The organism is Anaerococcus sp. C0059F3 (assembly GCF_056590475.1).
The window spans coordinates 71,430-88,034 of the sequence record NZ_JBWPWE010000011.1; the positions used below are offsets into that span (position 1 = coordinate 71,430).

Here is a 16,605-nt window from a genome sequence, read left to right on the forward strand (position 1 = left end):
CTTTTTTGTCGGATTTTCATCAATTTTAGGTTTATTTTGACTAATTCTTAAAAATATTTTTAAGCCAGTCTATAAAACTTGCTTTTTCCTCATCTTTTTTTGCAGCATCAGCTTTAAGTATTTTATGATTATTTCCTAAATCATTTTCCCTATACTTAGCTTCTGCCTGTTCAAAATCTGAGATGGCTTTTTTCATAAGCTCTTCTTGGGCATTATAATTATTCTTATTTTCCACCCTCAAATATTCGCCAGTTGCATATAATTTCCTGATTTTAACGTCATCAGCAAACATGGTATCGCAAAAGTCTAGGACATATTTTTTCACATCAGGATCTTCGATTGGTACTGCAACTTCGACCCTATTTCTGATATTTCGGGTCATAAAATCGGCCGAAGATATATAAACTTTTGGGTTTTCCCTGCCGAATTGGTAAATCCTGTGGTGTTCGAGGAACCTGCCAACAATCTGGTAAATTTCAATGTTTTCAGTCTCTCCTGCTACTCCTGGCAAGATGCAGGTGATACCCCTTACCATCATCTTGATTTCAACTCCCGCCTGGCTTGCCTTGGCCAAAAGGTCAATTAAGCCCCTATCGGAAATTGAATTCATCTTTAGCCTGATATAGGCGTCTTCTCCATTTTTAGCCTTTTTAATCTCATCTTTAAACAATTTTTCAAGGCCTTCTGGCATAGACTTTGGCGAAACCATGAGCTTTTTGTAATCGCCTTCGAGATTGCCTATCAAAATATTATCAAATAAATCCTTGGCATCTTGGCCAATGACCATATCTCCTGTCATGAAGGAAAAATCTGTATAAAGTTTGGCGGTTTTTTCGTTATAATTTCCGGTCGCAATCTGAGTAATAAAGGAAATTTCCCCGTCAACATACCTAGTAATGAGGCAAACCTTGGAATGGCACTTGTAATGGTCAAAACCGTAGACAATCTTGCAGCCCGCATCTTCAAGCCTTGACGACCAGAAAATGTTGTTATCTTCGTCAAATCTCGCCCTTAATTCCAATAGGACAATGACTTCCTTGCCATTTTCACTGGCCTTAATGAGGCTCTTGGCAATTTTAGAATCCTTAGCAATCCTATAAAGGGTAATCTTTATGGAATCTACAGTAGGATCAGTTGCCGCCTCATCCAAAAGCCTTATCATTGGGTCCATGGACTCGTAAGGGTAGGATAAAATTATGTCTTTTTCGATAATCTGATCAATCATTGGCCTTGCTGGATTTACCATGGCTGATCCTTGTGGCTCAAAAGGCTCGTATGTTAGGGCATTTTTGGTCCTTCTTGGTAGGTTCTCAATGAAATCAAAGATAAAACCTAGTTGGAAAGGGGTTTTTGAAACGAAGATTGATTTCTCGCTAAGTTCAAAATTCTTGCATAAAAATTCCTTATCTTCAGCGACAAGTGGAGAATCAACCTCAAGCCTTACTGGCTTTAGCCTATTTCTCTTCTTTAATTTCCCCTTCATATAGGTCCTGAAGTCTTCCTCGACATCGTAGTCATCATCGTCATAGGAAATATCAGCGTTCCTTGTAAGGCTCATAACAAAGGCATTCTCAGCCTTATAGCCCTCAAAAACTTCTGCCCCACATTCCTTGATTATATCTTCAAGGAAAACATAGGTCCTGTCGGAAATCATGACATATCTTTTTAGCCTTTCTGGCAGGTAGATTATGCCGATTATTTCCTTTGGGCTGGATGATTTGGACTTTTTCTTGGACAGGTCAAAGACTACTGACAGGCTTAAATTCGCAAGTCTTGGCAGTGGGTGGACCCTATCAATAATTTGAAAAGACAAAATCGGTTCGATTTTTGTGTCAAAATATACCTGGCAAAAATCCCTGCCCTTTTCATCTAAATCGGTAACTTTTCGTATATTTATACCTTCCTTGGCCAAGTCTTCGATTAGGTCAAGATATATCTGGTCCTTTCTCTCATACATTGGCACAAGTTTTTCAAGAGATGCGTCAATTTGCTCAATTGGAGTCATGTTTGACTTGTTATCAATAGGTTGCTTTTTAAGCTTTGACAAGTCAGTCAAAGACCCAATCCTTACCATAAAAAACTCTTCAAGGTTAGTATCGTAAATCGATAGAAACTTGAGTCTTTCAAGGACTGGGACGGTCTTATCCATGGCTTCTTCTATAACTCTTTTATTAAAGTCTAGCCAGGATAATTCCCTATTTTGCGTATAATTTTTCATGCCTAGCCCCTTCCTAAAAGTTTGCTATAGACATATCCTTCCCTAACACCCGTTTGGCTAACATTTATTTTTTCAACTGAGAAAAACTTGCATATTTCATTCATAATAATCATTCCAGGCAAGAGGGTGTGGATCCTGTCTGGCTTAATATCAAGGATTAAACGCATTTTCTTCTTGTCAGATTTTTTAATAATATCTTTTACCATGGCTTGGAAATCCGCCGCATCCATGGATCGGACGTCATCAGTTAGGCCGTAATATTCCCTATAAACCATGAGGGCAGCACGGGCAGAACCTCCAACGGCTGATAGGACATTGAAATCTTCCCTATACATAGAAGTATCATCAAAAAGCTGGACGACTCGGTTTTCGATTTTTTTCCTGCTGGCCTTATCGACAAAAAGTCCTTCAACATAGTCGTTAAAGGCTGAAAGTGAACCAATTGAGAGGGATGAAGACTTAATAACCTTGCCCTGGTCAATCAAAACAACTTCAGTCGAACCACCTCCAATATCACAAAGAACGCCCTCCTTGACATCAGTAGAAACAGCCGCACCCACAAAGGCGAGCTGGGCCTCCTCTTCGCCGGATAAAATCTCTATATCAAGGTCAAGCTTATCCTTAATTAGGGCTAAAATATCAGACCTGTTAGCAACGTCCCTTACAGTCGCAGTTGCAAAAGGATGGACCTCGTCGATATCGTCAAAGTTATCCACAACTTCCTTAAAGTTTGCAAGAGTTGAAAACAACCTCTTTATCCCCTTCTCAGTAAGCCTGCCGTCCTTGACGTAGGATTTAAGGGAAACTTGTTCTTTTTCTGAAAATAAATTCACAGCCTCGCCGTTTTTTTCCTTGTAAACTGAGAGTCTTACTGTGTTTGAGCCGATATCCATAATTGCGTAAATCATCTTACAAACCTCCTATAAAGCTCAATTTATAGTCAACATCCATAATTTTATCGATTAAATCACGAGTTTCATCGCTTTTCTTTGTCATAAATATATTTACCCTATTTGGGTGGTCTTCAGTCACTATTTTTTCAGCCAAATAAAGGGCGGGATCTATGATATTTGCCTCATAATTTAGCCTTTCTTTAATCCTATCCTTGATTATTGGATAATGGGTGCAGGCAAGGATAATATTTGGAATTTTCTTTTCATTTGCTATGGATAAATATTCATCTAGCGAGTCATTAAGTGTCGCACCTTCCAAAATTCCACTTTCAATTAAATTCACCAGGTCAATGGCCTTTGACTCGTAGACCTTGCAGTCTTTTCTTGCCTCCAAGGCCTTTTTATAATAGTGACTATCAATAGTAGCCTTGGTTGCAAGTGTCAGGTAATCACCCTCAAAGCCCGATGCAGCCTCAATCGCCATATCGGCAATAGTGATAAATTCTTTCTGGAATTTCTCCCTCAAATAATCCTTGCAAGTCACAGAAATTGTGTTGCAGGCGATTATGTAATAATCTATATCATAGGACTCAAGGTAATTAACAATATCGGTCGCAAAGCTTGTTATTTCAGTCTTTGACCTGTTGCCATAAGGGACTCTGAGATTGTCCCCCAGGTAGAAATAATTGGCCTTGTTTTTCTTGGCAAGTTCGTTTAAAACCGCAACTCCGCCCAGACCCGAATCAAAAATTCCAATATTAGTCATCAATTAGGTCCACCTTTCTCACAAAATTGTAGGAATCCTTAAGGCCTTCGTATGCCATATCCAAGCACTTTTCATCCTTAAAAATCCCAAAAATAGAAGCGCCAGACCCAGAAACAAGGGCCTTAAGGGCACCATGATTGGTCAAATTTTCCTTAATTGCCTTTAGGTGTGGAAAATCCCTCAAAACTACGTCTTCCATTACATTTTCAAAATCCTCTACAAACTCCCAAGAACCTTGGCTAAGACTTTTTGCAATTTCACCAGTCTTAATGTGGCCAAAAAGCTTGGTATTTTTGTATACATGGGCAGAAGCTATACTTGTCCCGTCATTTACCAAAAGAACCTTGAGGGGTGTTTTGATAGAAAAAGGCTCGAGGATTTCCCCGATACCAGTCGCACGAGCCGCCCTTTCAAGGAAGAAAAATGGAATATCCGCCCCAAGCTTGGCCCCAGCCTCCATAAGGTCATTTTTAGTAAGACCCAAGCCCCAAAGTTCGTTTAGGGCCTTTATAGTCTCAGCGGCGTTGGTAGATCCACCTGCAAGGCCAGCCGCAACCGGAATATTTTTTGTTAGTTTAACCCTAATGCCCGTCGCCTTTTCGCCCGCAAGATTTTTCATGACCTCGTAGGCCTTAAAAATCAAGTTATCCTCGACTTTTCCTAAGCTTACATTAGAGTCATAAGTAAATTTGCCGTCAGAAGTTTTTTCTATTTCTAATTTATCAAAAAGATTAATCCTCGCCATCAAAGTGTCGATATTGTGATAACCATCAGCTCTTTTTGAGATAATATCAAGGCTAAGGTTAATCTTTGCAAAACATTTTTTAATCATATATACCTCAAAATTATTATATCATATCCCAAGGCAAAACCTAATTTTTTTGCGAATTGTAAGAAAAATTTTACACAAGAATGGAAAAGCAGTTGACAATTTATAGAATATATAGTATTATTTACTAGTAATCCCATGCGGGATTGGCGGAATTGGCAGACGCGCAAGACTAAGGATCTTGTGACCGATTTTAGGTCGTGGAAGTTCAAATCTTCTATCCCGCACCATATCTTAAAAATAACATTTTATAGTATATGATAAATAAAAAAGACCATAAGAGGTCCTTTTTTTATGCTAATAAATATTAATTTTCTTAAACAATAGAATTTATTACCTATCCTTAAAAAAATCTTTCCGATAGGGATTTTCCCTATCAAATATCTCTTTTTCTTCTTTATTTAGACAAGCAGGATAATCTTTAAACAAATTATAAACCTTAACCTTATCAAAGGAAAATTCCCACACGCCAATTCTATCCGACTTTTTCCACCAAATTAGATCTGTTTTTTTATTTTTATACCAAGAATTCTTCATAATTTTCCTTAATTAGAATTTACTAGATTGATTAATCCACATTTGTCATTATTTACTTATCTTTGTATGATAATATTCATTTGTTTTCTTTTCTTTCGTCTATTTTCTTCCAAAACACTTCAGCTTCTTTTTTCTCTTCCTCTGTTAATTCTCTATGTCCGATAGTCTCCCCCTTAAAAGGAGCTGTAAATCTATTTGTCAATAATTTTTGCTTTTCTTCATCAGTTAATTCTTTTTTATTCATTTGAAAACTCCTTAAGAATAATTTCTACAATATTTGAAGATTTTCTTATAGTATTGACTAAAGACTCACTATTTTTCTGATACAGATCTTCTTTTTCATCAAGTCCTATACTCGATATATCTTTACCCGTTTGTGCATTTTTTAAAAATAAAGTAAATTTCATAATCTTCATTTTTACCAAGTAAAAAGCGACCACACCTGTAATCGCCAATAAATAAATTATTCTATATCAAATTCCCTTTCCAAAGCCTCTGTTAAAAGTTTGGAAAAATTAATTTTACTAGCCTTGCCCATTTCATTAAGGTAGGAAGGTATGGTTACATTTTTCTTAACAGTTTTCTTTTCATGTTTTTTCACATAATCAGTCAAATTCAAACCAACATAAGACTTAAAACTTCCTTCTAATGAAAGATATTTGTATTCGTCCTCCTCAATAAAATCTCTAAGATCAATATCTTCTAATAATGAAGATTTTGGCATATCCTCAAGCCTTGCATAATCATCAAATAAAAAACAACCCAGGGCGTCATTTGCCATGTATAAGGCGTCCTTCACATCATTTCCACATGAAATACAGCCTGGTAAATCAGGAAATAAAATTGTAAACCCAAGGCTTTCTACATTTTTCAAAAACACGGCTGGATAAGATACAAACATAAAAATTCTCCTTATCATCTAAATTTCTTAAGTCTTTTATGGTCTTTTGCCTTTTGGCATCTCTCCCATTACTCAGATGAAATTCTTTTTTTGCATATCAAAGTCAATAATTTCACCATAAATCTTGCAAATATTAAAATTCTTATATATCATTATACGCATTAGTCCGTATAACGAAAATACTAAGCCAGTAATTTTTACGAAATAATTGCCATCTTATCATATACTATTAACTTATAATAATCAGCCTGATTTTTCAATTTACCAAACTAAAATATTTCTAATTTGAAACATCACATCTAAATTTTTCCAAAATTCTTAAGATTAATTTTTATCTTCTTTATTTGATTCTCTATGATCTATAACTTTGACCTTAAATGAACCAGTAAACCTATTTATAAATAAACCGTGATTTATTTAATCTGTTGCTTATATTTTATCCTTTTTATTCCTCATAGAGATCTATGCTAGGAATTAGAGTCTTCCTAAATTAATGAATATTCTTGTTCTTCCATTAGAATATTGAATCTTAATATCCAATATCGTAGCTTGGGTAGGCTCTCTTTTCCTTAAATGGGGTATGTTTTTCCCAAATACTTAGGTCGCTATGCTTCATTATTAGATATGCTTTCAACTGATTTTCATCTTTTTTTATCGAATTAATAAACTGATTCCATTCATTCATATCCGAAACTAGGGTATAGGCCTTTTCAGGATTTCCATTGAAAAATAAATCCGCGATTTCAATAACTTGATTTTTGGATAACATTTTACCCTCCCTTATTTTCTTATGTTAGTTATATAATATATTCATTTATTTATCAAGCATAAATCACAAATATTTTTTAATGTTCCACAAAACATTCTTAGTTTATATTTGACAATTAAAGCAATATTCATATATTAAATTAAATAGGGTTTCCTCGCTCATTAAAAAACTTACTAATAAGTTTGGTGGGGAACCCCTATTTTTTCTATATCTAATCTTTTATATCACCAATTATCCTCTTCCGGATAATATTTCCTATAGATTTCCACAAGCCTTTGGATATATTTTTTCACTTGACTTTGCCTATCTTCATCCCAATCACCACTTTTTGTGAAATATTCTAAGGTAGAAGTGGTTCTTTGTATATGAAAATAAAGGGATTTCGGACCGTACTCCCTACCGTCTATATTTAAATATTTCTTGCCTTTTTTATTAATTACCTTTACCATTTTCCCTCCTTCCTAAATCCTATCCAACATAGCTTGTAGATAGTCGGACTTCCTTGGTGGTCTAGATGGATTTTCTATAGATACTTTTGTGGTGTAGCCCATATTATCCTTTATATTATTTATATTTATATTATTATCTTTAAAGTCTCCTTTTATACCCTCCTTAAAGTCTCCTTTGTGGGGGTCATTAAGTCTGCTTTTATATGTCATAAAGTCTGCTTTGATATAGAGCCTACGTCTTTCTATCTTTTTTGTCTTGTCTTTGTAATCATAAGAGCGGCTTATATAGCCATATTTTACTAGGTTTGATATCCAAGTTGATATGGAGACAGTTGATACCTCGTAGGCTTTTGCAAAATAAGCGTTTGAAGCAAAACAATAACCATTCTTGTTGGCAAGTGTTAAAATATCTGAAAATAAAATTCTCTCAAAGGGCAAGAGCCTCTTATCCAGCCTTACCTCTGCAGGTAAAATTGTATAATATGTTCCTGTCATAAATTCTCCTTTAGTATTAAAGTCTATTTATATATAGGATTTTAAAGGAAAATGTCCCGATTTTTGCCATAAAAAAAGTGCAAGCCTTAGCTTAGACAAGCTTTATCTCACACTTTCTATAAGTTTCTTTGATTTTTATTTTCATTTTCAATATGATTTTTGCATTTAAATTTAATTTCAATCTTGAATTTAAGATAATTTCTAATCTTTTACCACAAAAAATCTGCTAACAAAAATAGTGCAAAATAGAAATTGCTTTCTTTCTTACACTATTCATAGTACAAAAAAAGACCCCATCTTAGATGAGGTCGATTTTTATTGTTTTGTTTTAGATAAATAGTCCGGCACAGATTACTGATACTACGGTCATTAGTTTGATTAGGATGTTTAGGGCTGGACCTGATGTGTCTTTGAATGGGTCGCCTACTGTGTCTCCTACTACTGATGCCTTGTGAGCGTCTGAGCCTTTTCCATCTTCACCTTCTAGGGTTTCGATGTATTTCTTTGCGTTATCCCAAGCTCCACCTGCGTTTGACATGAAGATTGCCATTAGTACGCCTGTTACTAGGGCTCCTGCAAGAAGTCCGCCTAGGGCTGTTGGGCCAAATACTAGTCCTACAAAGATTGGTACTACTATTGCTAAAACGCCTGGTAGGATCATTTCTTTTAGGGAAGCTGATGTTGAGATTTCAATACATTTTTGATAATCTGGTTCGCTTGTTCCTTCTAGTAGGCCTGGGTCATTTCTAAATTGTCTTCTTACTTCGTTGATCATTTCTGTGGCTGCTTTTCCTACAGAGTTCATTGTGAGTGCTGTAAATAAGAATGGTAGCATGCCTCCTACGAACATTCCAGCTACTACGTGGGAATCTAGAATTGATATTGTTTCTAGGTTTAATGTTTCTGAGTAGGTTACGAATAAGGATAGGGCTGTGAGGGCTGCTGAGCCGATTGCAAAGCCTTTACCTATGGCTGCTGTTGTGTTTCCTATTGAGTCTAATTCGTCTGTGATGTCTCTTACATGGCTTGGTAGGGCTGCCATTTCAGCGATTCCGCCGGCGTTGTCTGTGATTGGGCCGTAGGCATCTACTGATACAGTGGTTGCTGTTGTTGATAGCATACCTACTGCTGATAGGGCTATACCAAATACTCCGTCTGCCCAGTAAGCTACGATGATGCCTAGGGCGATTAGGATGATTGGTCCTACTGCTGATAGCATTCCTGTTGATAGACCTGAGATGATGTTGGTTGCAACACCTGTTTTTGATTCTTCAGCTATATTTTTTACATATTTGAATTTATCTGATGTGTAAACTTCTGTTAAAAGTCCGATTGCAATTCCTACTATGATTCCTGTAATGATTGCAAGGGCTGCTTTTACGTTTCCAAAATAAGCAAATGATAAGATTATTGCGGCAATTATTACAATTGCACCTGAGACATAGATTGTCATCATTAGGCCCTTTTGTGGGTCTTTGTGGTTTTTGGATGTAAATAAGAAGCCTGCTACTAAGGATGATAGGATTCCAATTGCTGTAAGTAGAAGTGTGAAGTTTAGTCCTGCTTCGCCGTATGATACAAGGCCAAGGGTGATCGCTGAGATGATTGCTCCGGCATAGGATTCAAATAAGTCTGCTCCCATTCCTGCAACGTCTCCTACGTTGTCTCCTACGTTGTCTGCAATTACTGCTGGGTTTCTTGGGTCATCTTCTGGGATACCTGCTTCTACCTTTCCTACAAGGTCTGCTCCAAGGTCTGCGGCTTTTGTATAGATACCGCCACCTACTCTTGCAAATAGGGCTACTGATGATGCACCAAGTGAATATCCCATTACGATGGCTGGGTCTCTAAAGATTAAGTAGCAGATTAATAGGCCTGAAAAACCAAGTCCTGTTACTGCATAACCCATTACAGATCCACCTGCAAAGGCAAGTTTTAAGGCTCTGTTTGTGCCACCTTCCATAGCTTCATTTGCACACCTAGCGTTTGCTTCTGTGGCTGTTCTCATTCCGATAAAACCTGTTAACATTGAGAAACATGAACCTACTATGTAGCAGATTGTGATTTTGTAATCTAGGAATATCGAAATTAAGATTGATACGACTACAACGAAGGCAACGATGAACTTATACTCGCTTGCGATGAAGGTCATTGCTCCGTTTTTGATGTATCCTGAGATCTCGTGCATTCTCTTTGAACCACTTGATACAGGAAGGATTTTCTCTTTGATTGTAAAGGCCATTAGCACTATGGCCAATATGGCTACAATAAGAGAAAGAATAACAATTAACATAATTCCTCCTTTTATTATTTAATTATACTTATAACTATACTTTGTTATATTTAATATTCATGTTTTATTGCAAATAAAAAGGGAGCTGTGCTCCCCAGATTGCTTATTGAAATTTTTTTATTTATTTTATCTTAGTTTTCTTCGTAAGGCAATAAAGCTACTTGTCTAGCTCTTTTGATTGCTCTTGTGATTTCTCTTTGGTGTTTTGCATTTAGACCTGTAACTCTTCTTGGAAGAATCTTACCTCTGTCAGTAACAAATCTTTTAAGAGTTTCAATGTCTTTATAGTCTATTACCTTTGATGGGTCTTTAACAAATGGATCAACCTTTTTTCTTGGTTTAAATCTTCTTGCCATTGTAATTCCTTTCTTTATATTCTCTTAGAATGGAATCCTGCCATCGTCTTGGATTTCAGTAAAGTCATCGTCAAAAAAATCATCGTTTGTGGATGGACCACTTGGTTGATTATTTTGATAGTTGTTGGTTTGGGAATAATTATTTTGGTAGACATCTTGGTTATCACCAGGATTTGAGCTATGACTTTGTCTTTCTGACCTTGATCCTAAAAACTCAACATTATCGGCAACAACATCTGTTGTATAGACTGTCTTACCTGTTTCCCTATCTTGGTAGCTTCCGGTTTGGATCCTACCTTCTACTGCGCATTGACTTCCTTTAAAGAGGTATCTAGAGGCATTTTCTGCCTGTCTACCCCAAACTGTTATCCTTGGAAAATCCGCTGTTGGACGATTAGCTGCTTCCGCTTCTTCTCTTCTTTCACGACTTAATTTCTTGTCAATTGCTAATGTGAATGTGCATACCGCTTGATTTCCTTGGGTATACCTTAACTCAGGATCCCTAACTAGGCGTCCTATAAGTATCACTTTATTCATATTAGTCCTCTTTTCTTATAACCATGTATCTAAGAACGAAATCTGAAAGTCTTAATCTTCTTTCAAATTCTTTGATATGATCTGGTTCAGACTTGAAATCTACGATATAGTAGTAACCTTCTTTAAGGTCGTTGATTTCGTAAGCAAGTCTTCTTTTTCCCCAGTCATCAACTGATACAACTTCGCCGTTTTCTTCGATATGACCTTTGAATCTATCTAGAAGAGCAATTCTGTCAGCATCAGCTAGTTCAGTCTTGAAAATCAATACTGCTTCGTAATTATTCATATTTTCACCTCCCTGTGGACTATTGACCCCGTTTATACTACGGAGTAGAGATTACCTATTGATAATACTCGCAAAAGCTCTCTTTGTCAAACAAAAAGCTTGACTTTTCATAATTTTTGCTTATTTTTCAAAAATAGTATAAAGTAGGATAAAGAAAACGATTTATAAGGAGATTTTATGAAATTATTAGAAAACAAAGTAGCTATTGTGACAGGTTCATCAAGGGGAATTGGCTTTGCTATTGCAGAAACTTTCCTAGAAAATGGGGCCAAAGTTGCCGCCCTTGGCTCTATATAAGAATCTGCCAACAAGGCTATCGAAAAACTTACTCAAAAGTACGATAAGGAAATGTTTAAAGGCTATTGGCCAAAGCTTACAGATTAAGAAAGTGTGGCAAACTTTGCCAAAGAGGTCCTAGAAGATTTTGGAAAAGTGGATGTACTTATAAACTGCGATGGCATTTCAGATAATATCCCAAGTCTAAATGTAGAACTAAATCACTTTGCAAATGTAATGGATATCAATGTCAACGGGACCTACAATATAATCTACAATTTCCTCCCACACTTCACAGAAAAAAGGTCTGGATCAATTGTGAACCTATCTTCAATAGTATCAAAAAATGGTCAGCAAACTGGAGTTGCCTATCCAACCAGCAAATTTGCCGTAAACGGCCTTACAATCTCACTTGCAAGGGAACTCGGTCCTTATGGAGTAAGGGTCAACGCAGTTGCTCCATGTGTTACAAACACAGATATGTGGCTGTTCCACCAGCTGAGCAAATCGAACCTGTCAAGCAAATCATCCCACTAAAGAGGATTGGCGAGCCAGAAGATGTTGCCAAGGCAGTTTTGTTCCTTGCTAGCGACCTTGCTTCCAATGTTTCTGGCGAAATCCTCTATTGCGATGGCGCTACCTTTATGTAGGATTTAAAAACAACCCCCATTGGCTTTTCTGCTTGAAATCCAGCAGGAAATCCAAATAGGGGTTGTTTTCTATTGTTATTTTTGTAGGATAAGTAAGGGCTTAGTTAAGTCCATTTTTTATATTTTTCTATAATTTTTCTTAACCTTGTCTAAAGGTTACGCCAACTTCGCCTTGTGGGTGTTTCCAATCTTTTACGATTTTGCCGTGGGATAAGACCCTACAGGTACCACATTCCAAGCAACCTAGGTGAGAAAAGCTAAATACACCATCTACATAGGTATAGCAGGCTGCTGGGCAGGCTATGATTAATTTTTTTATTTCGTCTTCATCTTTGAATTCTAGGTCAACATCAATATGTGAATTAAATTCGTCAGTATGGTAAATATTTAGACCTAGCTTGTCTTCTACACTCATTCTTTTCATTATAGTGCCTCCATTACAGTAGAAATAAAGTCTGATAGTTGTGTTGCGCTAATCCTTGTTGCAAGATCATTTACTGTTCCCATTATGAAGCCCTTGCTGTCTCCACCATTTACGGTAAAGGCCCTGCCAGCTACGTCATTTATGATTTCTGGTAGGTCGCTAAAGATTTCCCTCCTGCTTAGGATAGTTGGGAAGGCTTTGAAGGTCATAAGGTCTTTCATGATAAAGCTATCCTTTACTAAGTCTTGGTAAACAGCTAGGCTTTCCTTGCTGAAATCTTCTTTTTCCTTAGCTCTTAGGATGGCAAGGGCAGCTAGCCTACCACTTTCAATTGCAAAATCCATACCCCTTACAGTGTAGCCTAGGTTTATACAGAAGCCTGCAGCGTCTCCTACTACGAGGAAGCCGTCTCCGTAAATTTGTGGAACCATGTGGATACCTTCTTCTGGTACTAGGTGGGCAGAATATTCTATGGTCTTACCACCCTTGATGAATGGTGCTACGCTGTCATGTTCCTTAAATCTTTCTAATAAGTCGGTTAATTTTGTGTTGGAATATCCAATATCAGAAAGGGTTGCTACAACACCTATTGATACAGAGTCCTTATTTGTGTAAATAAAGCCACCACCAAAACCACCCATAGTTGGGTCGCCACAAGATAGCCAGCTCATTCCCTCGCCACTTTCAAGGTTGAATCTCTCGTTTATAATCTCTTCTGATAATTCAATTACTTCCTTGGCGCCAACAGCTACTTGGTTTGGTTCTAGTTCTTTTTTGATACCTATTTGTTGAGAAAGTAGGGAGTTTACACCATCGGCGATAATAACTGCATCTGCGTACATTTCTTCGCCTGTAGCGTCAATACCAACTACCTTGCCATCTTCTAATAGGAGTTTTTCTACAAGTACGCCTGTAATAATGGCTACTCCAGCCTCTTCAGCCTTTTCTGCCAAATATTGGTCAAACTTGCTATGTAATACCACATATGATGAAGAATCCTTATCCTTACCCAATTCTTTTGATGAATAACCTATATCGAGTGAGGATTTTTCGCTCATCATAGATATTTTTTCTTTAACAACTTTTCTTTCAATTGGAGCTTCGTCAGCAAAGTTAGGTATGATTTTTTCTAAACTATGGCCATACAACCTACCGCCAGTCACGTTTTTAGCTCCGCAGTAGTCCCCTCTTTCAACTAACAAAACTTCTAGTTCATTTTCTGCTAAAACTATGGATGCCGCAAGACCTGCAACACCACCTCCAACTATTATAACATCAAACTTATCTTCACTCATTATTTCACCCCATATTAATTATTTCTCTAGATTTTCTCTCCCATTACGATAACACAAGCACCGAATAGCATTTTTTTCATTTTTATATTTTTCAGGCCCAAAGATTCAAAAATTTGAACTAATTGGTCTGGGCTTATAAAGTTTTTTGTAGATTCATATAGCCACCTATAATCCTTGCTCCTCCTAAAACCGCCTCCCAAAAAAGGCATGATATATTTAAAGAACAAGGTATAAAATGGCTTAACTAGGACATTTTCAACCGAAAAGGAATCCAAGACATAGATGTAAGACTTACTCTTGCCAACCCTAAGTATTTCCCTTAGAACTTTCTCATAATCAGCTGTATTTCTAAGGCCAAATGAAATAGTAATATTATCAAAGGACTCATCCTCAAAAGGCAAGTTGGAAACATCAGCTTTTGTAAAGGATATATTTTCCAAGCCTTTCGCCTTATCTAAAGCCTGAGCCAACATGTTTTCCGAAAAATCCACACCCACAACCCTAGCTTGGGACTTATTTGCCAAAGAAATGGCAATGTCTCCGGTCCCAGAACATAGATCAAGGATAGATGAATCTTTGCTACATGTATTTAAGACGGTGTTAACGAATTGCTCTTTCCAACTTTTTTGTAAACCTAGGCTAATCCTATCGTTGGCACTGTCATAGAAAGGCGAAATTCTCTGAAATATATTATAAACTTTATCACTTTTTTCCATTCTAAGCCCCTATCATACTAAGACCTATCCACAGCAAGTAGCTAGCGTTGATTAGGACATTGGCCTTAGCTATATTCATCATTTGCCCAATCCTAGCCTCTGGCAAAAGACTTGCGGAAAGAACTTCTTTGATGAAATTTTTTTTGATAAATAATAAGGCAAGGTTTAGGACTAGGAGTATATTTCCTGCCAAAACATAGGTCAAAATCACCTGGCTTATAAGCCATAAAACAAGGGAAATCTTGTACAGGATTCTAATTTTTTCCCTGCCCATGACAACCGCGAGTGTATTCCTTTTTGCTCTCTTATCTTTTTCTATATCACTTGCATTGTTAGACATCATTATAAGCCCTATGCCCAATATAAAGGGCAGGCTATAGATTAGGATTTCTGGATTAAGGCTAGCAGTAATAGCACTACTAACTCCAAGAGGAATCAGCCCTCCCATTACAAAACCACTTGTAAATTCACCTATAGGCAGATATGAAATTGGCAATGGACCCTTGGAGTAAAACAAAACTGTAAAGAGTGCAACAAGGCCAATTGCTATGCTTGGATAATTTATGCCATCTAGGGCCAAAAAGCCCAAGCCTATGCCTATGGCTAGGAATATCAAGCCCAAGTTTTCAACACTTTTTGGTCTGATATTGTTATAAAACATGATATTATCTTCTGCTTCTAGGTTATCATCAATGCTGTCGACCCCATTTACAAAGTCTGCATAGTCATTGATTGTATTGACTGAGGCCTGGAAAAATACGCAGGTCAATATCAATACTAGACCCCTTGCAAAACTCATACTATAACCAAATTTTATAGTAAGCAGGATACCGAATATTGCAGGTATGACTGATGCCACAAAGGACTTTGGATTTGCAAAATTTATTATGTTTTTTGCTGACATTCTCTGATAAGCGTACATTAGCTTTTCTCCACCTTTTCTAAAATTTTTTCTAAATAGTAAAGGTCATTCCTGTTTAGGCTTGCCAAAATATTTCTGTTTTCATCTGCCAAGTCTTTGATTTTTTCATTGCTTAAAGTATGGGCCTGAGCACCAATTAGAAGTTTTCTTATATATTGTAATTCTTCTTGGCTTAGACCTTCTTTTCTATTCTTTGCTAGGATACCGTAGATATCCTTGCCGTATTTTTCGTCTTCCAAGGCCCTTATCACAGGATAGGTGTAGATTCCTGCCCTTATGTCAGAAAAAATTTCCTTGCCTGTGATTGACTTATCAGAAAATAAGTCCAAAAGGTCGTCTTTTAGCTGGAAGATTAGGCCTAGATTTTGGCCGAATTTTACCATTTTTTCTATATCTTTTTGGTCAAATCCAGAATTTTTCGCCCCCAAAAAGCAAACTGTCTTGAAAAATGAAGCTGTCTTGCCTGAAATATTCTCAAAATATTCCTCTTCGCTTGTATCGACCCTATATTTTATGAGATTTTGCCCAACTTCTCCGTTGCACATATCCCTGATTGTATCGGCCATTACCCCAATCTCTTCATATAAACCCTTCTTAGCCAAATAGCTAAAAACTTTTGCTATCATAAAGTCCCCAGCAAATACAGCTACATCCTTACCGTATTTGGCCTGAGTTGACTTGTGTGATCTTCTTAAGTTAGAATCATCTATTATGTCATCGTGAATAAGTGATGCAAGATGGGTTATCTCTACTGCTGCACACTGGCTTATTATTTTTTCGGAAAGATCTTTATTTCCTAGAAGACTTGTACAAATTAAAAGCTTAGTTCTTAGCATTTTTCCACTTGATTTCAAAGCATCGTAGATTATGTCAAATAGATTTTGACTTGACTTATAGTCGGATAAGATAAATCTTATTTCATCGTGGACTTTTATAATCAATTCATCTATTAACTCTTCTCTACCTGCTGCATCACTTATTCTCTCATTCATT

The 16,605-nt window shown here is 36.8% G+C and carries 21 protein-coding genes, 1 tRNA gene and 1 pseudogene; 3 read left to right on the top strand and 20 right to left on the bottom strand.

Annotation, left to right across the window (positions count from 1 at the left end; translation table 11 throughout):
- Positions 1–40 precede the first annotated feature (40 nt).
- Genes ppk1 through ispE form a run of 4 tightly spaced genes read right to left on the bottom strand, consistent with a single transcriptional unit; the run spans position 41 to position 4,709 of the window.
- On the bottom strand, positions 41–2,218 hold the full coding sequence (gene ppk1, locus AC1EJ5_RS08110) for a polyphosphate kinase 1 (protein ID WP_479815648.1): 2,178 nt from the start codon (positions 2,216–2,218) through the stop codon (positions 41–43).
- 2 nt (positions 2,219–2,220) lie between these two features.
- A complete protein-coding gene (locus AC1EJ5_RS08115; protein WP_479815649.1) occupies positions 2,221–3,126 on the bottom strand; it encodes a Ppx/GppA phosphatase family protein in 906 nt (301 codons plus the stop codon).
- Position 3,127: 1 nt separating this feature from the next.
- On the bottom strand, positions 3,128–3,877 hold the full coding sequence (gene murI, locus AC1EJ5_RS08120; RefSeq protein ID WP_479815650.1) for a glutamate racemase: 750 nt from the start codon (positions 3,875–3,877) through the stop codon (positions 3,128–3,130).
- Positions 3,870–4,709 carry a 4-(cytidine 5'-diphospho)-2-C-methyl-D-erythritol kinase gene (gene ispE / locus AC1EJ5_RS08125; RefSeq protein ID WP_479815651.1) on the bottom strand — a complete coding sequence of 280 codons (840 nt, stop codon included), beginning with the start codon at positions 4,707–4,709 and terminating at the stop codon, positions 3,870–3,872. Before ispE ends, murI begins: the two co-directional genes overlap by 8 nt.
- Before the next feature lie 137 nt (positions 4,710–4,846).
- Here ispE and AC1EJ5_RS08130 point away from each other — a divergent pair.
- A tRNA-Leu gene (locus tag AC1EJ5_RS08130) sits at positions 4,847–4,936 on the top strand.
- Between the two features lie 103 nt (positions 4,937–5,039).
- Here AC1EJ5_RS08130 and AC1EJ5_RS08135 read toward each other — a convergent pair.
- The 11 genes from AC1EJ5_RS08135 to rpsF all read right to left on the bottom strand — a co-directional run bounded on the left by AC1EJ5_RS08135 (position 5,040) and on the right by rpsF (position 11,329).
- Positions 5,040–5,243 carry a DUF7675 family protein gene (locus AC1EJ5_RS08135; protein ID WP_308748480.1) on the bottom strand — a complete coding sequence of 68 codons (204 nt, stop codon included), beginning with the start codon at positions 5,241–5,243 and terminating at the stop codon, positions 5,040–5,042.
- A gap of 76 nt (positions 5,244–5,319) precedes the next feature.
- On the bottom strand, positions 5,320–5,487 hold the full coding sequence (locus AC1EJ5_RS08140; protein ID WP_308748481.1) for a hypothetical protein: 168 nt from the start codon (positions 5,485–5,487) through the stop codon (positions 5,320–5,322).
- On the bottom strand, positions 5,480–5,650 hold the full coding sequence (locus AC1EJ5_RS08145) for a hypothetical protein (RefSeq protein WP_308748482.1): 171 nt from the start codon (positions 5,648–5,650) through the stop codon (positions 5,480–5,482). The genes AC1EJ5_RS08140 and AC1EJ5_RS08145 overlap by 8 nt, the downstream gene beginning before the upstream one ends.
- Before the next feature lie 56 nt (positions 5,651–5,706).
- Positions 5,707–6,144, bottom strand: a complete 438-nt coding sequence (locus AC1EJ5_RS08150) for a type II toxin-antitoxin system HicB family antitoxin (RefSeq protein WP_223419790.1) — start codon at positions 6,142–6,144, stop codon at positions 5,707–5,709.
- A 529-nt stretch (positions 6,145–6,673) separates the two neighbouring features.
- A complete protein-coding gene (locus AC1EJ5_RS08155; RefSeq protein ID WP_223419788.1) occupies positions 6,674–6,913 on the bottom strand; it encodes a hypothetical protein in 240 nt (79 codons plus the stop codon).
- Between the two features lie 224 nt (positions 6,914–7,137).
- Entirely contained in the window at positions 7,138–7,362 is a 225-nt protein-coding gene (locus tag AC1EJ5_RS08160) for a hypothetical protein (RefSeq protein WP_223419785.1), read from the bottom strand.
- Positions 7,363–7,374: 12 nt separating this feature from the next.
- Positions 7,375–7,857, bottom strand: a complete 483-nt coding sequence (locus AC1EJ5_RS08165) for a helix-turn-helix domain-containing protein (protein WP_479815652.1) — start codon at positions 7,855–7,857, stop codon at positions 7,375–7,377.
- 328 nt (positions 7,858–8,185) lie between these two features.
- A complete protein-coding gene (locus AC1EJ5_RS08170; RefSeq protein ID WP_479815653.1) occupies positions 8,186–10,150 on the bottom strand; it encodes a sodium-translocating pyrophosphatase in 1,965 nt (654 codons plus the stop codon).
- A 131-nt stretch (positions 10,151–10,281) separates the two neighbouring features.
- Positions 10,282–10,506 carry a 30S ribosomal protein S18 gene (gene rpsR, locus AC1EJ5_RS08175; protein WP_004828342.1) on the bottom strand — a complete coding sequence of 75 codons (225 nt, stop codon included), beginning with the start codon at positions 10,504–10,506 and terminating at the stop codon, positions 10,282–10,284.
- A 24-nt stretch (positions 10,507–10,530) separates the two neighbouring features.
- The gene (locus AC1EJ5_RS08180; RefSeq protein WP_223419778.1) at positions 10,531–11,043 is read right to left on the bottom strand and encodes a single-stranded DNA-binding protein; all 513 of its coding nucleotides are present in this window, start codon (positions 11,041–11,043) and stop codon (positions 10,531–10,533) included.
- A gap of 1 nt (position 11,044) precedes the next feature.
- Positions 11,045–11,329, bottom strand: coding sequence for a 30S ribosomal protein S6 (gene rpsF / locus AC1EJ5_RS08185; protein WP_308748489.1), 285 nt, complete (start codon positions 11,327–11,329; stop codon positions 11,045–11,047).
- A gap of 177 nt (positions 11,330–11,506) precedes the next feature.
- On the opposite strand from rpsF, the pseudogene AC1EJ5_RS08190 reads away from it, so the two are divergent.
- Positions 11,507–12,142: pseudogene (locus AC1EJ5_RS08190) on the top strand (SDR family NAD(P)-dependent oxidoreductase).
- On the top strand, positions 12,067–12,255 hold the full coding sequence (locus AC1EJ5_RS08195) for an SDR family oxidoreductase (RefSeq protein ID WP_308748490.1): 189 nt from the start codon (positions 12,067–12,069) through the stop codon (positions 12,253–12,255). Before AC1EJ5_RS08190 ends, AC1EJ5_RS08195 begins: the two are co-directional and overlap by 76 nt.
- A gap of 139 nt (positions 12,256–12,394) precedes the next feature.
- Here AC1EJ5_RS08195 and AC1EJ5_RS08200 read toward each other — a convergent pair whose 3' ends face one another.
- Genes AC1EJ5_RS08200 through AC1EJ5_RS08220 form a run of 5 tightly spaced genes read right to left on the bottom strand, consistent with a single transcriptional unit; the run spans position 12,395 to position 16,604 of the window.
- On the bottom strand, positions 12,395–12,679 hold the full coding sequence (locus tag AC1EJ5_RS08200; protein ID WP_308748491.1) for a ferredoxin family protein: 285 nt from the start codon (positions 12,677–12,679) through the stop codon (positions 12,395–12,397).
- A complete protein-coding gene (locus AC1EJ5_RS08205; protein ID WP_308748492.1) occupies positions 12,679–13,974 on the bottom strand; it encodes an FAD-dependent oxidoreductase in 1,296 nt (431 codons plus the stop codon). The genes AC1EJ5_RS08200 and AC1EJ5_RS08205 overlap by 1 nt, the downstream gene beginning before the upstream one ends.
- Positions 13,975–14,000: 26 nt before the next feature.
- Positions 14,001–14,690, bottom strand: coding sequence for a ubiquinone/menaquinone biosynthesis methyltransferase (locus AC1EJ5_RS08210; RefSeq protein ID WP_348938339.1), 690 nt, complete (start codon positions 14,688–14,690; stop codon positions 14,001–14,003).
- Between the two features lies 1 nt (position 14,691).
- Positions 14,692–15,612 carry a prenyltransferase gene (locus AC1EJ5_RS08215; protein WP_308749267.1) on the bottom strand — a complete coding sequence of 307 codons (921 nt, stop codon included), beginning with the start codon at positions 15,610–15,612 and terminating at the stop codon, positions 14,692–14,694.
- Complete coding sequence (locus AC1EJ5_RS08220; protein WP_348938337.1) at positions 15,612–16,604, bottom strand: polyprenyl synthetase family protein; 993 nt, start codon at positions 16,602–16,604, stop codon at positions 15,612–15,614. The genes AC1EJ5_RS08215 and AC1EJ5_RS08220 overlap by 1 nt, the downstream gene beginning before the upstream one ends.
- Between the last annotated feature and the right edge of the window lies 1 nt (position 16,605).

What these genes read in the sequence shown, in the direction of transcription:
- AC1EJ5_RS08145 (WP_308748482.1), bottom strand. Translation starts at nt 5,650, where the DNA reads ATGAAATTTACTTTATTTTTAAAAAATGCACAAACGGGTAAAGATATA.
- murI (WP_479815650.1), bottom strand. Translation starts at nt 3,877, where the DNA reads ATGACTAATATTGGAATTTTTGATTCGGGTCTGGGCGGAGTTGCGGTT.
- ppk1 (WP_479815648.1), bottom strand. Translation starts at nt 2,218, where the DNA reads ATGAAAAATTATACGCAAAATAGGGAATTATCCTGGCTAGACTTTAAT.
- AC1EJ5_RS08135 (WP_308748480.1), bottom strand. Translation starts at nt 5,243, where the DNA reads ATGAAGAATTCTTGGTATAAAAATAAAAAAACAGATCTAATTTGGTGG.
- rpsR (WP_004828342.1), bottom strand. Translation starts at nt 10,506, where the DNA reads ATGGCAAGAAGATTTAAACCAAGAAAAAAGGTTGATCCATTTGTTAAA.
- AC1EJ5_RS08220 (WP_348938337.1), bottom strand. Translation starts at nt 16,604, where the DNA reads ATGAATGAGAGAATAAGTGATGCAGCAGGTAGAGAAGAGTTAATAGAT.
- AC1EJ5_RS08150 (WP_223419790.1), bottom strand. Translation starts at nt 6,144, where the DNA reads ATGTTTGTATCTTATCCAGCCGTGTTTTTGAAAAATGTAGAAAGCCTT.
- AC1EJ5_RS08195 (WP_308748490.1), top strand. Translation starts at nt 12,067, where the DNA reads ATGTGTTACAAACACAGATATGTGGCTGTTCCACCAGCTGAGCAAATC.
- AC1EJ5_RS08215 (WP_308749267.1), bottom strand. Translation starts at nt 15,612, where the DNA reads ATGTACGCTTATCAGAGAATGTCAGCAAAAAACATAATAAATTTTGCA.
- AC1EJ5_RS08160 (WP_223419785.1), bottom strand. Translation starts at nt 7,362, where the DNA reads ATGGTAAAGGTAATTAATAAAAAAGGCAAGAAATATTTAAATATAGAC.
- AC1EJ5_RS08205 (WP_308748492.1), bottom strand. Translation starts at nt 13,974, where the DNA reads ATGAGTGAAGATAAGTTTGATGTTATAATAGTTGGAGGTGGTGTTGCA.
- AC1EJ5_RS08140 (WP_308748481.1), bottom strand. Translation starts at nt 5,487, where the DNA reads ATGAATAAAAAAGAATTAACTGATGAAGAAAAGCAAAAATTATTGACA.
- AC1EJ5_RS08200 (WP_308748491.1), bottom strand. Translation starts at nt 12,679, where the DNA reads ATGAAAAGAATGAGTGTAGAAGACAAGCTAGGTCTAAATATTTACCAT.
- ispE (WP_479815651.1), bottom strand. Translation starts at nt 4,709, where the DNA reads ATGATTAAAAAATGTTTTGCAAAGATTAACCTTAGCCTTGATATTATC.
- AC1EJ5_RS08170 (WP_479815653.1), bottom strand. Translation starts at nt 10,150, where the DNA reads ATGTTAATTGTTATTCTTTCTCTTATTGTAGCCATATTGGCCATAGTG.
- AC1EJ5_RS08115 (WP_479815649.1), bottom strand. Translation starts at nt 3,126, where the DNA reads ATGATTTACGCAATTATGGATATCGGCTCAAACACAGTAAGACTCTCA.
- AC1EJ5_RS08180 (WP_223419778.1), bottom strand. Translation starts at nt 11,043, where the DNA reads ATGAATAAAGTGATACTTATAGGACGCCTAGTTAGGGATCCTGAGTTA.
- AC1EJ5_RS08210 (WP_348938339.1), bottom strand. Translation starts at nt 14,690, where the DNA reads ATGGAAAAAAGTGATAAAGTTTATAATATATTTCAGAGAATTTCGCCT.
- AC1EJ5_RS08165 (WP_479815652.1), bottom strand. Translation starts at nt 7,857, where the DNA reads ATGACAGGAACATATTATACAATTTTACCTGCAGAGGTAAGGCTGGAT.
- rpsF (WP_308748489.1), bottom strand. Translation starts at nt 11,329, where the DNA reads ATGAATAATTACGAAGCAGTATTGATTTTCAAGACTGAACTAGCTGAT.
- AC1EJ5_RS08155 (WP_223419788.1), bottom strand. Translation starts at nt 6,913, where the DNA reads ATGTTATCCAAAAATCAAGTTATTGAAATCGCGGATTTATTTTTCAAT.